We start from the raw sequence: 15,448 nt of genomic DNA on the forward strand, positions 1-15,448 counted from the left end.
ACGCCTCGGCTTTCACCTTGCCCGAAAGACCTCGGGGTGCGGGGCAGCGCCCCGCGCCGCCCACCGTCACAGGTGCCGCGCCATGGTGATGCTCGAGCGATAGCCGAAGATCAGCGCCTTCAGCCGGCTCTCGCGGCGCCCGATCACCTCGAAGCCGAGCCGGTCATAGAGCGCGCGCGCCCGCAGGTTCTCGCCGATCACATCGAGCCGCAGCTGCGAAAAGCCACGCATCGTCGCCTCGCGCGACAGCGCCTCGACCAGCGCCGCCCCCACCCCGGTGCCGCGCGCCTCCTCGGCCACCGCCAGCCCGTCGACGGAAATCGTGCCCGTCGCCAGATCCTCGGCCAGCACGCCAAGCGCATGCGCCCGCCACCAGGCGCCGAAGCGGCCATAGACCGCGATCAGGTCCGACATCCGGCCACCGACAAAGGATCCTCGCGCCGTGCGATAACCGATCACGCCCAGCAACGCCCCCGCCTCGTCGCTGGCCGAGATCACGTGATCGGGCGACATCACCCGTTCGATGAAGGCCATCGCCTTCGGCTCGGGCCCCATCACCGCGCCAAGCTTGCCGCCGAAGGCCTGCCAGTAAAGCCGCGCGGCCTGCGCCCGCTGCCCCGGGGTGACGCCGTGACGAATGATCGTCATCACCGCGCCCCCCCGAGCCGAACCGCGGCGGCGGCCAGATCTTCGGGCGTGTTCAGATTGGCGAAAGGGTCCTCGGGCAGATCGTCGAAGGCGACCTCGGTCGCCGCGCCAAGCGCCACCCGCACACGCCGCTCGCCGGTCGCGAACAACGCCTCGATCCGATCCGCCTCGCAAAGCGGCCAGAGCGCCGCGGTGTAATGCGCCCGGCCGCGCCAGGTGGCACAGGCGACGCCCCCCGGCGCAGCGAGCCGCGCCACCAGATCCGCGGGCAGGAAGGGCGTGTCGGTCGCCGCGGTCACCAGCGCCCCGGCGCCCTCGGCGGCGGCCCAGCGAAACCCGGCGCGCAGCCCGGCCAGCGGCCCCTCCCCCGCCTCGCCCGGCAGATCGGCCAGCACCGGCAGGCCGAATCCCGCAAGGCGCGCCGGATCGCCATTGGCTGACAGCGCCAGCCGGTCGACCTGCGGCGCCAGCCGCGCGATGACATGGGCCGCGAGCGGACGGCCGGAGAGCGGCAGCAGCGCCTTCGCGACACCGCCCATGCGGCGGCCCTGCCCGCCGGCCAGGATCAGCCCGGCGATCCGCATAATGCCTCCGATACAATCGCGCCCTTGGCGCCCTTCGTCACTGCCCCTAGAACTGGCGCAACACGCCTCAGCGAGCAAGCCACCATGACCGACCGCCCCTCACTTTCCGCCGCCTACTGGCGCGGCCTGCGCAACGGATTGCCCTTCATGCTGGTGATCGTGCCCTTCGGCACCCTCTTCGGCGTCGCGGCGACCGAGGCCGGGCTGAACGTCGCCGAGGTGATGGGCTTCTCGATCCTGGTCATTGCGGGCGCCTCGCAATTCACCGCGGTGCAGCTGATGAACGACCACACGCCGGCGCTTCTGGTGATCCTGACCTCGCTCGCGGTCAATCTGCGCATGGCGATGTATTCGGCCTCGCTCGCGCCGCATCTGGGCGCCGCGCCGCGCTGGCAGAAGGCGCTCGTCGCCTATTTCATGATCGACCAGAGCTTTGCCGTCGCCGCGCAGGATTATGAGCGCGCGCCGCAGCAGAGCCTGGCCGAGAAGCTCGCCTATTACGCCGGGGCCTGCACGCCGAACTGTCCGACCTGGTATGTCGCGACGCTCGCGGGCGCGCTTCTGGGCGCGGCGATCCCGCCCGAATTCGCGCTCGACTTCGCCGTGCCGGTGACCTTCCTCGCGATGATCGCACCGATGCTGCGCTCGCTGCCGCATCTGGTGGCGGCGACGGTCTCGGTCGTCGCGGCGCTCGTCTTCTCGTTCCTGCCCTCGGGGCTGGGCGTGCTGGTCGCCGCGGTGCTGGCGATGGTCGCGGGCGCGCGGGCCGAAACCTTCCTGACCCGGAGGGCGGCACGATGAGCGCGGATTTCTACGGCCCCACCGAGATCTGGATCATCATCCTCGCCCTCGGCATCGGCACTTTCTTCCTGCGCTATTCCTTCCTCGGCCTCGCCGGGCGCCGGCCGCTGCCGGAATGGGCGCTGCGCTATCTGCGCTATACCGCAGTGGCGGTGCTGCCGGGGCTCGTCGCGCCGCTGGTGCTCTGGCCGCAGGCGACGGGCGGCGCACCGGACCCGGCGCGGCTGATCGCCGCCGCGGTGACGGTGCTGGCGGGGCTCGCCACGCGCAACACCCTCGCCGCGATCCTCGGCGGCTTCGTCTCGCTCTACCTCGCGCTCTGGCTGGTCGGCTGAGACGGAAACGCCCGGGGCAAGCCCCGGGCGTTCGTCTTTCCGAAGCGGCCCAGCCGGATCAGAACGGCAGCTCGGTGCCGTGCTTGATCTCTTCCTGCTGCACCATCAGCACGCCCGAATTGTCGTCGGGATCGTTGTCGTAATGGTCCTTGGTCACCACGCCCGGCAGCTTGCCGAAGGCCTTCGACAGCTTCAGCGGCGAGAAGGTATTCGGCAGCGATTCGAAACCCGGGATGTCGCGCAGCACCGCCGAGGTGTCATTGGCGCACATCATCTTGTTCACCGCGCCATTCGCCTCGGCCCGGCGGATCATCGCATCCGCCTGCGCAAGCGTCACCGGCACGCGCTGCTCGCGCACGAACCAGGTCTCGCGCGCGTGGTAGTCGATGTAGAACTTGTACATCCGTTCGGTGATGCCGTAGTCGACGTCGTTGCGCTCGGGCACCCAGGGGTGGTTCCAGGTCCCGGCCGGGTCGAAGATCACCCGCTGCGTGCCGTCGATCATCAGCGACGAATGCCCGCCCGAGCCGGTATGGGTGCCGATCACGGTGAACAGCGTCACCGAGGGCGGGTTGCCGGTATGCACCGCGGCCTTCTGCACGACATCGTCCGGTGCCCAGACGGGTTGCGCCCCGCACGCGGCCAGCGCCAGCGGCAGGATCAAGCAGATGATAAGTCGGCGCATCTGCCGGTCTCCTCAAACTCGTGACGGGGCTGACGATCAGCCGTTTGCCAGAGCGAGGAACACCAAAAATGCCACGATGACAACCGCCCCGACGGTCACGAAACGCAGGAATCCCGCGAATGTTCTCTCATGAGCACGGATATCCATGCTGCCCATTCTGTAATCGGCCATCGTTTCCTCCCGACTGTCTCCCGGGGCAAGCCTAGCGCAGCGTCACGCGCCTGTCATCCATGCGCTGCAGGGCGCCTCAGCCCTTGCGCTCGGCCGTGAGCCCGCGGGCCAGGCGGAAGCCGATCCGCCGCGCCTCGTCCTCGGCCGCGGGTTTCGGGATCGCCACCAGCATCACGTTGAGCTGGCTCACATGCTGGATCAGCTGGGTGCGCGCGCCATCCTCGTCGCGGCCGTAGAAGGTGAGGATATCGGGGGCGAAATAGCCCAGCCCCTCGATCTGCAGCACGCCGACATCGCCGCCGGTGATGCCAAGCGCCACCTCCTCGTCGGGCTGCAGCTGGCTTTCGAAGTTCTGGATATAGAGGACCAGCCGCTCATAGGCCCATTGCGCGGGCGACTTGTCCTCGAACGGCTCGTCGGCCACACCGGGCGGCAGTGGCAGGGTCTCGAAAGGGGCGCCGGCGTCATCATCGGTCAGCACCGCATGGGCGCGCGGCAGCGCGCTGTCCTCATGCGCCTCGGCAAGGGTGCGGATCGGGGTGTCGCTCATGCGAGGGACCAGTGCCAGATATCGTCGTCCCCAAGCGTGCGGCGGACCTCGCCGCAGTGCAAGAGGTGATTGAGATGGGCCACCGCCTCGACCAGCGCGAGCCCGTATTCGCCCTCGCCGATCGGCCGCTTGAAGAGCGCGGGGAAACAGGCGGTGGCCGGCCGCGGCCCCTCGGCCAGCAGCGTGCGCAGACGGGCAAGCGCCCCCTCGTGGTTCTCGATCATCTGCCGCAGCCGCAGCGGCAGGCCGGTGAACGGCGTCTTGTGGCCGGGCAGCACCAGATGGTGGCGATGCGCGAAGGGCTGGAAGGCGCGGCAGCTCTCCAGCCAGTCGGCGACCGGATCGGCCATCGGCTCGGTCGCATAGACGCCGAGATTGGCCGAGATCGAGGGCAAGAGCTGATCGCCGCCAAGGATCAGCTCGTCATCCTCGGACCAGAGCGTGGCATGATCGGGCGCATGCCCCTCGCCGATCCGCACCCGCCAGCGCCGGCCGCCGGCCACGACCCGGTCGCCCTCGCGGATCCGGGTGAAGCCCAACGGCAGCGGATGCACGCAATCGGCAAAGTTGAAGGGGCGTTCGGTGGCACGGCGGGCATGCAGGTCGGGGGTCATCCCGGCCCGGCGCCAGAAGTCGAGCGTCTCGGCGACCGGCACCGGCTGCTCGTCAAGGATCAGCATCCGGGCAAAGAGCCAGGAGGTGCGGGTGGTCACCAGCTCGGCGCCGCGCGCCTGCAGCCAGCCCGCCAGGCCGATGTGATCGGGGTGGTAATGGGTGACGAGGACACGGGTGACGGGCTTGCCCGCAAGCCGCCCGTCGAGCGCCGATTGCAGCGCGGCGCGGCAGGCCGGGGTGTCGATGCCCGGGTCGACCAGCGTCCAGCCGTCGCCATCGTCGAGGGCATAGGCATTGACGTGGTCGAGCGCCATCGGCAGCGGAAGGCGCAGCCACAGCACGCCCTCCGCGATTTCAACGGTCTCACCCGGGGCCGGCGGATCGGGCCAGGGGTAGTGCAGCCCTTTCCGCGCGGTCCCGTGGCTCATGCGCTCAGGTCTTCGACCGACAGCGCATAAAGCCCCTCGGCGCCTTCGCGCGCCTCGACCAGCGCCGCGGCGAACTGCGGCAGCAGGCGGCGGATATAGACCGCGGCAAGCTTCGCATGACGCGACCCGGCACCTTCGGCGATCGCCGCACGCAGGTGGAAATGCGCGCCGAGCACGCGGGCAAAGGCCTTGAGATAGGGCACCGAGCCCGCAAAGCGGTCCTGCATGTCCTGGCCGATCATCCATTCGGTGTGCTCGCGCAGGGTCTCGGCGGCCTGCCAGACGGCATCGGCAAGATCGGGCAGCGCCTCGCGCCCGGCCTTGGCGTCTTCCTCGACCTCCTGCAGCAGACGGAACGCGGCTTTGCCGCCGTCCATCATCTTGCGCCCGACGAGGTCCATCGACTGGATGCCGTTCGTGCCCTCGTAGATCGCGGTGACGCGCACGTCGCGGAAATACTGCGCGGCGCCGGTCTCCTCGATGAAGCCCATGCCGCCATGCACCTGGATGCCCTGGTCCGAGACCCACATGCCGGTGTCGGTGCCATAGGCCTTGGCGATCGGGGTCAGCAGCGCGGCGCGCGCCTTCCATGCCTCGTCACCGGTCGCGTGCCCCATGTCGATCGCCACGGCGCAGGCAAGCGCGATCGAGCGCGCGGCAAAGACCTCGGCCTTCATCGAGGCGAGCATCCGGCGCACGTCGGCATGCTCGATGATCGGCTTGAACTGCACGCGGTCCTGCGCATAGGCGAGCGCCTTCTGATAGGCGCCCTCGGCGATACCGATGCCCTCGACGCCGACGTTCAGACGCGCGTTATTCATCATCGTGAACATCGCGGCCATGCCCTTGTTCGGCCCGTCGACCATCCAGCCCTTCGCGCCCTCGAAGCTCATCACGCAGGTGGGCGAGCCGTGCAGGCCCATCTTGTGCTCGAGCGAGACGACCTTCAGGCTGTTCGCCACGCCCGGCTCGCCGTTCGCGTCGGGCAGGTATTTCGGCACCATGAAGAGCGAGATCCCCTTCGTGCCCGGCGCGCCATCGGGCAGGCGGGCGAGGACGAGGTGGCAGACGTTCTTCGTCATGTCCGAATCGCCCCAGGAGATGAAGATCTTCTGCCCGGTGACCGAATAGGTGCCGTCGCCATTCGGTTCGGCCTTGGTGCGCAGCGCGCCGACGTCGGAACCGGCCTGCGGCTCGGTCAGGTTCATCGTGCCCGACCATTCGCCCGAGATCAGCTTCGGCAGGTAAAGCTCCTTGATCTCGTCCGAGGCGTGGTGTTCCAGCGCGTCGATCTGGCCCTGGGTCAGCAGTGGATTGAGCTGCAGCGCCAGGTTCGCGCCCGACATCATGTCGTTCACCGCGATCGCCATGGTCAGCGGCAGGCCCATGCCGCCGTATTCGACCGGCGAGGAGATCCCGACCCAGCCGCCCTCGGCGATCTGCTCATAGGCTTCCTTGAAGCCCGGCGAGGAGCGCACCACGCCGTTTTCCAGCTTGGCCGGCGTCAGGTCGCCATTGCGGATCAGCGGCGCCATCACCTCGTCGCACAGCTTCGCCGCCTCGGTCAGGATCGCGTCGACGGTCTCGCCGGTCGCCTCGGCGAATTTCTCGGTCGCGGAGACCGGCGCGAGCGGCACCACCTTGTCGAGAATGAACCGCAGTTCCGCGACGGGCGAACGATAGGACATGACTTCCTCCTTGGAGCGCTTGGCAACGGGCGCCGGCACGCTTATGACCTGGATACTCGGGCCACAAGTTACCGCAAGGGAAGGCGCCTTCAACCGCTACGCAGCGTCACCGGAGGTGAATGGATCGCATGACGGAACGTCTCGCAACCGATGCCGCGGGGATCGCGCGGGCGGCGGAGCTGCTGGCCGCGGGCGATCTCGTCGCCTTCCCGACCGAGACGGTCTATGGCCTCGGCGGCGATGCCCGCTCGGGCGAGGCGGTGGCGCGGATCTATGCGGCCAAGGGCCGGCCGCGCTTCAACCCGCTGATCGTGCATGTGCCCGACCTTGCCGCGGCCGAACGGGTGGCGGTGTTCTCGGACAAGGCGCGGGCGCTCGCCGCGGCATTCTGGCCCGGCCCCCTGACCCTCGTGCTGCCCTTGCGCCCCGAGGCGGGGATTTCCGACCTCGTCAGCGCCGGACTTGATACGGTGGCGGTGCGGATGCCCGCCCACCCGGTCGCGCGCGCGCTGCTTGCGGCCTTCGGCGGCCCGGTGGCGGCGCCCTCGGCCAATCCCTCGGGCAAGGTCAGCCCGACGACCGCCGATCATGTGCTCGAGGGGCTCGACGGAAAGATTGCCGCGGTGGTCGATGGCGGGCCCTGCGCAGTGGGGCTCGAATCGACGATCCTGATGCTCGATCCGCCGACGCTGCTGCGCCCGGGCGGGCTGCCGGCCGAGGCGCTCGAGGCGGCGCTTGGCTGCGCGCTGCCGACAGGGGGGGATGCGGCGAAACCGAACGCGCCCGGCCAGCTGAAATCGCATTACGCCCCCGGCGCCGCGGTGCGGCTGAACGCCACCGAGAAACGCCCGGGCGAGGTCTTCCTCGGCTTCGGCCCCGGCCCCGCGGCCGATCTGACGCTGTCGGAAAGCGGTGATCTGGTCGAGGCGGCGGCGCACCTGTTCGGCGCGCTGCGCGAGGCCGACCGGCTGGCACAGGCACACGGCGCCGCAACGATCGCCGTCGCGGCCATCCCCGACACCGGGCTTGGCCGCGCGATCAACGACCGGCTGCAGCGCGCCGCCGCCCCGCGCAGCTAGGGGGCGCCCCCCCCTCTGCGCTCAGGCGTGGCCCGCCGCGGCCGAAAGCGAGCGCGGATCGACGCCCATGGTGGCCAGCGCCCGGGTCCATTTCGTCGCGTGATCGGGGTCGAGTGCGATCGTGGCATCGCCATCGGCAATCAGCCAGCCGTTCGACAGGATCTCGGCCTCGAGCTGACCGGGCCCCCAGCCGGCATAGCCGAGCGCCAGCAGCGCCCGGTCCGGCCCGCGCCCCTGCGCGATATCCTCGAGGATGTCGCGGGTCGCGGTCATCGCCACCTCGGGCATCACCTCCATCTCCGGCCCCTGCCCCTTCCAGTCGCGCGAATGCAGCACGAAACCGCGCCCGGTCTCGACCGGACCGCCGAAAAGAATGGGCGCACTGGCCGGCCGGTCGGAGGCCGCGACCGCGATGCCGAGCTGTCCGAGCAGGTCGCTCAGCCCGGGTTTCGGCAGCGGCTTGTTGACGATCAGCCCCATCGCGCCTTCGGGCGAATGGGCGCAGACCGCCACCACCGCATGTTCGAAGCGCGGGTCACCCATGCCGGGCATCGCGATCAGGAGTTTTCCGGTCAGGTCCATGTCGGTCTCCGCCGGCGCGGGATGCGCCTTTCCCCAAAGGTGGCCCCGGCCCCCGGCCGGATCAAGCCCCGCACCCGCCCCGACTGTGGCAAAGCCGCACAGACACGCCGCGCTGGCGCGTTTGTGACTTGGACTGCCCGGCCCCAAGGCGTTATCCGAAGGTCATGCCCAGACATCTCGCCCCCCTGCTTCCGCTCTGCCTTTGCCTTGCCGCGCTGCCCCTGCACGCCGAGGAGCCGCTGCCGCCCGGCATGGAGGGGGCCGAGGTGCTGCCCGGCTGGGAGGCCCCCGACGGCAGCCGCATCGCGGCGCTGAAGATCGAGCTCGACCACGGCTGGAAGACCTACTGGCGCAGTCCGGGCGATGCCGGGGTGCCGCCGGTGATCGATTTCGCCGGCTCGGACAATGTCGCCAAGGTGCAGGTGATCTGGCCCGCGCCGCAGGTCTTCGACCAGAACGGGCTGCGCACCGTGGGCTATCACGACGAGATGATCCTGCCGCTCGAGATCACCCCCGCGGACCCGGCGAAACCGGTGACGCTGTCGGCCGGTCTCGACATGGGGATCTGCCACGATGTCTGCGTGCCGGTCTCGCTCGAACTGGGCGCCGACCTTGCCGGGCCGGGCACCCCCGACCCCGAGATCCGCGCCGCGCTGAACGCCGTGCCGCTGCGCCAGCCCGGCCTTGCGCATTGCACGGTCGAGCCGATCGCCGACGGGATGCGGGTGAAGGCGGCGATCGATCTGCCCGAGGCGGCGGGCGAGGTGGCGTTGTTCGAACTGCGCTCGACGCCGATGTGGGTCTCGGATTCCGAGGCCGAGCGGCAGGGCAACACGCTGCTCGCCAGCGCCGAATTCGTGCCCGACAGCGGCAAGCCCTTCGCGCTCGACCAGACCGATCTGCGCATCACCGTGCTGAGCGAGGCGGGCGCGATCGAGATCGACGGCTGCCCGGCCACCCCGGCCAACTGAGCCCGCTCAGCGCGCCGGGCCGAGCCGCCGGCGCGCGATCCGCGGCGCGATCAGCCCCGCGCCCGCCACCACCAGCGCCGCAAGCCCGATGAACAGGCCAAGCGCCGCCCCCACCCCCTGCCCCGCCAGCATCGCCCGACCGAGCGTCGCGACGAAGGCGAGTGCGATCAGCCCCGCGGCCGCACCCAGCACTCCGCGCAGCGGCCGTGCCCGCAGCCCGTGGCGCAGCGCCCGCAGCTGCCGCGTCACATCGAGCTGGATCGCCAGCATCGCCGGCACGACGAGCAGCACGATCACCATGCCGAAGCCGAGCCCGTAGCACAGGGTGATGACCGTGGGCTTGAGGAACACCGCCGAGGCCGAGGTCTCGTAGAGCAGCGGCGCCAGCCCCAGCACCGTCGTCAGCGTGGTCAGCAGCACCGGCCGCAGCCGGTCCGCCACCGCATCGACGATCGCCGGGGCAAGGCCGCGCTTTGCCGCATATTCGTCGACGGTCGAGATCAGCACGATCGCGTCGTTGATGATGATCCCGGTCATACCGATCAGCCCGACGACCGAGAACATCGACATCGGCAGGCCCCAGAGCGCATGACCCCAGATCGCCCCCACAAGGCCGAAGGGAATGACCGACATCACCACCACCGGCCGGGTCCAGCTGGCAAAGATCCAGGCAAGCACGATGTAGATGCCGACGAGGCACAGGATCAGCCCGATCATCGCGTCGGACATGAAGTCGCGCTCCTGCTCGGCCGCGCCGGTCAGGGTGAAGACGACGCCGCGCTCCTCGGCGATGCGGGGCAGGATCTCGTCGCGCAGCGTGCGCTGGATCTCGTTCGCCCGCGCCGGGTCGTCCTCGGAGATGTCGCCGGTGACGCCCACGCGCCGCACCCCGTCCTCGCGCCGGATCGTCGAGAAGCCGGTCTCCGAGCGCAGGGTGACGATGTCGGAGAGCGGCACCCAGTTCCCCGCCGGCGTGCGCATCTGCATCCGGTCGATGAAATCGGCGGTGAGCTCGCCCTCGGGCAGCTCGACCCGGATCGAGGCCGAGCGCACGCCGTCGGGATAGGTCGCCGCCTCGGTGCCGTTCAGCCGCGCCCGCAGTTCGCGCCCGAGGCTGTCGATGTCGAAGCCGAGCGCCGCGCCCTGCGGGGTGAGCGACAGGATCAGCTCCTCCTTGTCATAGGCGAGCGTATCCTCGACCGCCGAGACCTCGGGGAAGGCCGCGAGTGCCGCCTTCAGATCCTCGGCCGCCTCCTTCAGCACCCGGCTCTCGGCGCCCGAGAACTGCACCGAGATCCCGTCCGACGCGGGCCCGCTGCGGAAGCCGCGGAAGCTAAGCTCCTCGAGCAGCGGCATCCGCTCGGCCTCGCGCTGCAGACGGGCGACGAACTCGGCCGAGGAGAAGGGGCGCAGGTCGGCATCGACCAGCTCGACCGAGATCGAGCCCAGAAGGTCGGTGTCCTTACCCTCGGCCGAGGCGAGCGCGCGGCCCGAGGCGCCGCCGATCTGGCCGAGCACATATTCGACCGGATTGCTGCCGGTCTCGGCCGCGTAGTCCTGCCCGACCCGGTCGACGGCGCGTTGCAGCGCCTGCATCTGCGCCATGGTGTCGGCGCGCGAGGCGCCCGCCAGCATGGCGAAGGCACCCGAGACGGTCGACTGCTCGGGCGGCGAGAAGAAACGCCATTGCACCGTGCCGCCGATCAGCAGCGCGACCTGGCTGAGCAGCAGCGCGACCGAGCCCGCCACCACCGCATAGCGCGCCCGCACGATCAGCCGCACCAGCGGCCGCATGATCCGCACCCGCACCCAGTCGAGCCCGCGGTTCACCACCCGCGACGGCGCGTCATACCAGGCGCCCTTCGCGGTATGGGCGAGCGCGTGGCTCATGTGGTTGGGCAGGATCAGGAAGCACTCGACGAGTGAGGCGCTCAGCACCGCGATCACCGTCCAGGGAATATCCTCGACCATCCGCCCCATCGGCCCGCCGACCACCGTCAGCCCGGCAAAGGCGATGATTGTGGTCAGCGACGAGGCCAGCACCGGCGCCGCCATCCGCCACGCGCCCTGCTCGGCCGCCAGCACCGGGTGCTCGCCCAGCTCGCGGGCACGGAAATCGGCGTGCTCGCCCACCACGATCGCATCGTCGACGACGATGCCGAGCGTCAGGATCAGCGCGAAGATCGAGATCATGTTGAGCGTCATGCCGCCGAGGTACATGACCGCCAGCGCGGCGGCCATCGAGGTGGGAATCCCCATCGCCACCCAGAAGGCGGTGCGCGCGTTGAGGAACAGGAACAGCAGCACGAGGACCAGCGCCAGCCCCTGCGCGCCGTTCTTCATCAGGAGTTCGAGCCGCTGGATGATCGCGGCCGAGCGGGTGCGCACAAGGTCGATGGTGGTGCCCGCGGGCAGCGTCGGGCGGATCTCGGCCACCACCGCCTCGACCTCGTGCTGCAGCGCGATCGCGTCGCCCGCGGCCGAGCGCGAGACATTCACCGTCATCGCCGGGTTCGCGCCGACAAAATAGGCCCGCGCCCGGTTCGCCCCCTCGACCCGGATCTGTGCCACATCGCCGATGGTCAGCAGCGAGCCGTCCGGGTTGGTGCGGATCACGATGCCCGCGATGTCGCGCGCGGCGCGGCGCTCCTCGCCGGTGCGCACGCGCGCCGCGCCCCCCGCCACGTCGCCCGCGGGGCTCGTTGCCGCCTCGGCCGCGATCAGCGCCGAGATCTGGCCGAGCGTCACGTTGTGGCGCATCATCTGCGCCGTCGGCACCTCGACCAGCGTGCGCGGCGCGGCCATGCCCTGCACCGTGGTGCGCGTCACGCCCGCCGCATAGAGCCGCACCACCAGCTCGTCGGCCAGCCGACCGAGCTGTTCGGGCGGGATCGGGCCGGTCAGCACGATATCGGTCACCGTGTCACGCCAGACGCCGCGGGTGACGACGGGCTCGTCGGCCGCCTCGGGCAGGTCGCCCGCGGCGGTGATCGCCTGCTCGACATCGTTCACCGCGCGGCCCATGTCCCAGCCCGGCTCGAATTTGAGAGTGATCGTCGCCTTGCCCTCGATCGCGCGGCTTTCGGAACTGTCGACGCCCTCGACCGAGATCAGCGAGGGTTCGAGCACCTGCACGATGGCGCGGTCGACATCCTCGGCACCGGCGCCCTCCCAGGTCACCTCGACCTCGACCTCTTCGGTCACCGAATCGGGAAAATACTGCGCGCGCATCTTAGGCAGCACGGCAAGGCCGGCGCAGAGCATGACGACCAGCACGATATTCGCCAGCGTCCGGTGCCGGGTGAAGCGGCCGATGAGGCCGCGCGGCGGCGGCAGGGGCTCGCCCGGGCGCACGAAATCGCCCTCGGCCCGGGCGGCCTCGGCGGCAGCGGCGTTCGCCTCGACGGCAGTGTCCTCGGAGGCGGTGTCCTCGGGGCGCGCGCTCACCGGCTCAGCCCCCGGTCCGCGCTTCGAGCCGGTCGATCAGCTCGGCCGGCACCGCCTCTTGCGCGAGCTGGGCAAGAAGGCGCGCCTTCGTCTCCGACGGCATCCGCACATTCGCCTCGACCTGCGCGATCAGCCGCGCCCGGCGGTCGGGATCGAGCGGCACCAGCGCCGGCGCGGCGGCCGCGCCCGGCCGCAGCGGGCGCAGCTTCAGCCCCTCGCCCAGCAGCGGCGTGCGCTCGGCCACGATCTCCTGGCCCGTGGCAAGCCCTGCCGCGCGGATCAGCACCGCGTCGCCCTGCCGGTGCAGCACCTCGACCGGCACCGCGGCGAGCCGCTCGCCCGCGCCCAGAAGCAGCACCTTGCCATCCGCGCCCACCGCCGCCGCCGGCACCTCGGCCACCGCGTCAAGCGGCGGCGCGTCGAGGGTGACGGTGACGAAATCGCCGGCCTTGAAGCCCGCGGGAACATCGAGCCGGGCAAACAGCTGCCGCCCGGTCAGCCCGGTCTCGACCGCCGCCCCCGCCCGCACCAGCGTCGCCGGCGCAGCGAGGCTGCGGCCCTGCAGATCCAGCGCCACCTCGGCCCGCATCGGCACCAGCGCACCGGCCGCATCGGTCAGCCGGGCGAATTGCGCCGTCGAGACCCGGAACGAGACCTCGAGCGCGGCCGGGTCGATCAGCTCGCCCAGCATCTCGTTCATCGAGACGACACGCCCCTTCACCGCCGAGATGCCGGTCAGATCGCCCGCAAAGCCCGCCCGGATCACCGTGTCGCGCAGCTTGCGCTCGGCCTCGCCCAGGCTGATCTCGGCGCGGCGCAGGGTGTTGCGCGCCTGATCGAGCCCGGCCTCGGCCGCCGACAGCGCCGTGCGTTTCGTCAGCACTGCCTGATCGGCCGCGGAAACGGCCAGCTCGGCGGTCTCGGTATCGGCGGCCTTGCCGAAGCCCTTCGCGTCGATCGAGCGTTGCCGGTCGAGCGCCGAGCGGCGCAGGTCCGCCTGCCGCCCGGCCGCCGTCAGGTCATCCGAGGCGATCGCCACGGTGCGCTCGGCCAGCGCCAGCGCCGCCTGCGCCTCGCCGCGCGCCGCAGCCGCGGTGTCGCGCGCAGCCTGCGCCTCGGCCGGGTCGAGCTGCACCAGCAATTCGCCCGCAGACACCGTGCCGCCCTCGACGAAGTTCGGCGACAGATCCAGGATTCGCCCCGCCACCGCCGCCCGCAGTTCCAGCCGCCGTGCCGCGCGGATCTCGCCATAGGCGGTGAGCCGCGGCACCCGCGTGCCGAAATCGAGCGTCACCACATTCGCCGCAAAGACCCGCTCGCGGGCCTGCGCCGGGCGCTCGGGCGCGGCGTTGCGGGCGCTGATCGCGGCCTTGACGGCATAGCCCCCCGCCGCCAGCAGCCCAAGCGTCAGCGCGGTGAGGAACAGCCCCATCAGGGAGCGGGTGAGAAACTTCATCGTCCGTGTCCTGTCGGTCGGTGCGGGGGAAAGGGGCCGGCCCCAGCCCTTACGCAAACTCTAGCGCGCATCCCACGGGACCGAATGTCGCTTCGCGCCCCGTTCACACATTTGTCAGGGCGCGAGCGCATTCAGCCGCGCGCGCAACGACAGCAGATCGGCCCAGGCCTCGCGCTTGGCATGGGGCTGGCGCAGCAGATAGGCCGGATGCGTCATCGGCAGCGCCGGCCGGCCGAAGGCCTCGGCCCAGGTCCCGCGCAGGCGCAGAATGCCGCGCTTGTTCAGCGCCGCGGCGCAGGCGGCATTGCCCATCAGCACGATCAGATCGGGATCGGCCAGTTCGACATGGCGGGCGAGGAAGGGCAGCATCTGCGCGATCTCGGCCGGTTCCGGGTCGCGGTTGCCCGGCGGGCGCCAGGGCAGCACGTTGGTGATGTAGAAGGCCGCCTCGGCATCGGGGCTCGTCCGGCTCAGCCCGATCGCGGCGAACATCTTGTCGAGCAGGTGCCCCGCACGGCCGACGAAGGGCTTGCCCTGAATGTCCTCGTCGCGGCCGGGCGCCTCGCCGATGATCATCACCCGCGCCTTCGGGGTGCCATCGGCAAAGACCGTGGTCTTCGCGCCCTTCTTCAGATCGCACAGCTCATAGGCGGTGACCGCCTCGCGCAGCGCCTCGAGGTCATTGGCCGCGGCGGCGGCCTGCCGCGCCACGGCCACCGGATCGGGGCCCGCCTCGACCACACGCAGCGGCGGTCCGCCGGGGCCCTTCGGCGCGGCGACCGCGGGCGCGGGTTTCGGCGCGTTCAGCGTGTCGGGAAGCGCATAGGCATCGACCGGCTCGTCGAGCACAGCCGAATCCACCCCGAGCTCGATCAACCATTCGAGCGCGGCGCGGGCAGCGTTGTAATCGAGATCGGCTCCGGCGGTCATGCCGCCAAGCTATGCCGGGGCGCGGCCGGGGTAAAGCACCCGTCCGGTCGACGGACGGTCGCGCTCGACGCGCAGCATCGCCTCGGCCCGACCAAGCGCCCGCTTGCGCCAGGCAGGATAGGCCAGGAAGGGCGACAGGACGAAACCGATGACCATCAGATCGAGCAGCAGAACCACCAGCGCGCGGGCATAGAAGCCGTGCACGAGGTAGTAGAGCGGCCCGAAGACCAGCGCCCAGAACCAGCTCAGCCCGGTCGACTCGTCGAAACTGTCGGCAAGTGCTGCTGCCTCGACGCGGCTCGCCCTGGCCTCGCGCCGCAGACGCAGGCGACGCTCCTGCGCGGAAAGCGGAACATCCGGCATGGCACCCCTCCTGAAATGGCTTCGTCACGGCGATGCCATGACCCTGCCCTACCCCCGCGGCAAAACTGCGGCAAGGATGCGACGTTTTCCGGCCCCGCCCCGGCCGCTTCATGCT

At 70.6% G+C, this 15,448-nt stretch carries 16 protein-coding genes; 4 read left to right on the forward strand and 12 right to left on the reverse strand.

Annotated elements, in window-relative coordinates; translation table 11 throughout:
* Positions 1-66: 66 nt before the first annotated feature.
* Both AC0QTQ_RS16405 and mobA read right to left on the reverse strand, forming a co-directional pair.
* Positions 67-648: a GNAT family N-acetyltransferase gene (locus AC0QTQ_RS16405; RefSeq protein WP_480257457.1), complete on the reverse strand. Its 582-nt coding sequence runs from the start codon at positions 646-648 to the stop codon at positions 67-69.
* Entirely contained in the window at positions 648-1,232 is a 585-nt protein-coding gene (gene mobA, locus AC0QTQ_RS16410) for a molybdenum cofactor guanylyltransferase MobA (RefSeq protein ID WP_480257458.1), read from the reverse strand. The genes AC0QTQ_RS16405 and mobA overlap by 1 nt, the downstream gene beginning before the upstream one ends.
* Before the next feature lie 84 nt (positions 1,233-1,316).
* On the opposite strand from mobA, the gene AC0QTQ_RS16415 reads away from it, so the two are divergent.
* Together AC0QTQ_RS16415 and AC0QTQ_RS16420 are read left to right on the forward strand one after the other, a co-directional pair.
* Positions 1,317-2,033: an AzlC family ABC transporter permease gene (locus AC0QTQ_RS16415; protein ID WP_480257459.1), complete on the forward strand. Its 717-nt coding sequence runs from the start codon at positions 1,317-1,319 to the stop codon at positions 2,031-2,033.
* Positions 2,030-2,368, forward strand: a complete 339-nt coding sequence (locus tag AC0QTQ_RS16420) for an AzlD domain-containing protein (RefSeq protein ID WP_121533450.1) — start codon at positions 2,030-2,032, stop codon at positions 2,366-2,368. Before AC0QTQ_RS16415 ends, AC0QTQ_RS16420 begins: the two co-directional genes overlap by 4 nt.
* A gap of 58 nt (positions 2,369-2,426) precedes the next feature.
* Here the strand turns inward: AC0QTQ_RS16420 and AC0QTQ_RS16425 are convergent, their stop codons facing one another.
* The 5 genes from AC0QTQ_RS16425 to AC0QTQ_RS16445 all read right to left on the reverse strand — a co-directional run bounded on the left by AC0QTQ_RS16425 (position 2,427) and on the right by AC0QTQ_RS16445 (position 6,505).
* Positions 2,427-3,053, reverse strand: a complete 627-nt coding sequence (locus tag AC0QTQ_RS16425) for a hypothetical protein (protein WP_480257460.1) — start codon at positions 3,051-3,053, stop codon at positions 2,427-2,429.
* A 36-nt stretch (positions 3,054-3,089) separates the two neighbouring features.
* Positions 3,090-3,224 (reverse strand): aa3-type cytochrome c oxidase subunit IV, encoded by a 135-nt coding sequence (locus AC0QTQ_RS16430; protein WP_121533454.1) that lies wholly within the window; start codon positions 3,222-3,224, stop codon positions 3,090-3,092.
* Between the two features lie 76 nt (positions 3,225-3,300).
* Complete coding sequence (locus tag AC0QTQ_RS16435; RefSeq protein ID WP_121533456.1) at positions 3,301-3,774, reverse strand: DUF6173 family protein; 474 nt, start codon at positions 3,772-3,774, stop codon at positions 3,301-3,303.
* On the reverse strand, positions 3,771-4,817 hold the full coding sequence (locus AC0QTQ_RS16440; RefSeq protein ID WP_480257461.1) for an MBL fold metallo-hydrolase: 1,047 nt from the start codon (positions 4,815-4,817) through the stop codon (positions 3,771-3,773). The genes AC0QTQ_RS16435 and AC0QTQ_RS16440 overlap by 4 nt, the downstream gene beginning before the upstream one ends.
* Entirely contained in the window at positions 4,814-6,505 is a 1,692-nt protein-coding gene (locus AC0QTQ_RS16445; RefSeq protein ID WP_480257462.1) for an acyl-CoA dehydrogenase family protein, read from the reverse strand. The genes AC0QTQ_RS16440 and AC0QTQ_RS16445 overlap by 4 nt, the downstream gene beginning before the upstream one ends.
* A 128-nt stretch (positions 6,506-6,633) precedes the next feature.
* Here AC0QTQ_RS16445 and AC0QTQ_RS16450 point away from each other — a divergent pair, with 128 nt between their 5' ends.
* Positions 6,634-7,584: an L-threonylcarbamoyladenylate synthase gene (locus AC0QTQ_RS16450; RefSeq protein WP_480257463.1), complete on the forward strand. Its 951-nt coding sequence runs from the start codon at positions 6,634-6,636 to the stop codon at positions 7,582-7,584.
* Between the two features lie 21 nt (positions 7,585-7,605).
* Here the strand turns inward: AC0QTQ_RS16450 and AC0QTQ_RS16455 are convergent, their stop codons facing one another.
* A complete protein-coding gene (locus AC0QTQ_RS16455; protein ID WP_480257464.1) occupies positions 7,606-8,166 on the reverse strand; it encodes a YqgE/AlgH family protein in 561 nt (186 codons plus the stop codon).
* A gap of 164 nt (positions 8,167-8,330) precedes the next feature.
* Between AC0QTQ_RS16455 and AC0QTQ_RS16460 the strand changes: the two genes are divergently transcribed.
* Positions 8,331-9,137 (forward strand): protein-disulfide reductase DsbD domain-containing protein, encoded by an 807-nt coding sequence (locus AC0QTQ_RS16460; protein ID WP_480257465.1) that lies wholly within the window; start codon positions 8,331-8,333, stop codon positions 9,135-9,137.
* A 6-nt stretch (positions 9,138-9,143) separates the two neighbouring features.
* Here AC0QTQ_RS16460 and AC0QTQ_RS16465 read toward each other — a convergent pair whose 3' ends face one another.
* The 4 genes from AC0QTQ_RS16465 to AC0QTQ_RS16480 form a co-directional block, all read right to left on the reverse strand.
* The gene (locus AC0QTQ_RS16465) at positions 9,144-12,491 is read right to left on the reverse strand and encodes an efflux RND transporter permease subunit (protein ID WP_480259243.1); all 3,348 of its coding nucleotides are present in this window, start codon (positions 12,489-12,491) and stop codon (positions 9,144-9,146) included.
* A gap of 97 nt (positions 12,492-12,588) precedes the next feature.
* Positions 12,589-14,040 carry an efflux RND transporter periplasmic adaptor subunit gene (locus AC0QTQ_RS16470; protein ID WP_480257466.1) on the reverse strand — a complete coding sequence of 484 codons (1,452 nt, stop codon included), beginning with the start codon at positions 14,038-14,040 and terminating at the stop codon, positions 12,589-12,591.
* 114 nt (positions 14,041-14,154) lie between these two features.
* Positions 14,155-14,970, reverse strand: a complete 816-nt coding sequence (locus AC0QTQ_RS16475; RefSeq protein WP_480257467.1) for a uracil-DNA glycosylase — start codon at positions 14,968-14,970, stop codon at positions 14,155-14,157.
* Positions 14,971-14,979: 9 nt separating this feature from the next.
* Positions 14,980-15,333 (reverse strand): DUF2628 domain-containing protein, encoded by a 354-nt coding sequence (locus AC0QTQ_RS16480; RefSeq protein WP_480257468.1) that lies wholly within the window; start codon positions 15,331-15,333, stop codon positions 14,980-14,982.
* Between the last annotated feature and the right edge of the window lie 115 nt (positions 15,334-15,448).

It is taken from the genome of Paenirhodobacter sp. YD-8 (assembly GCF_056590935.1).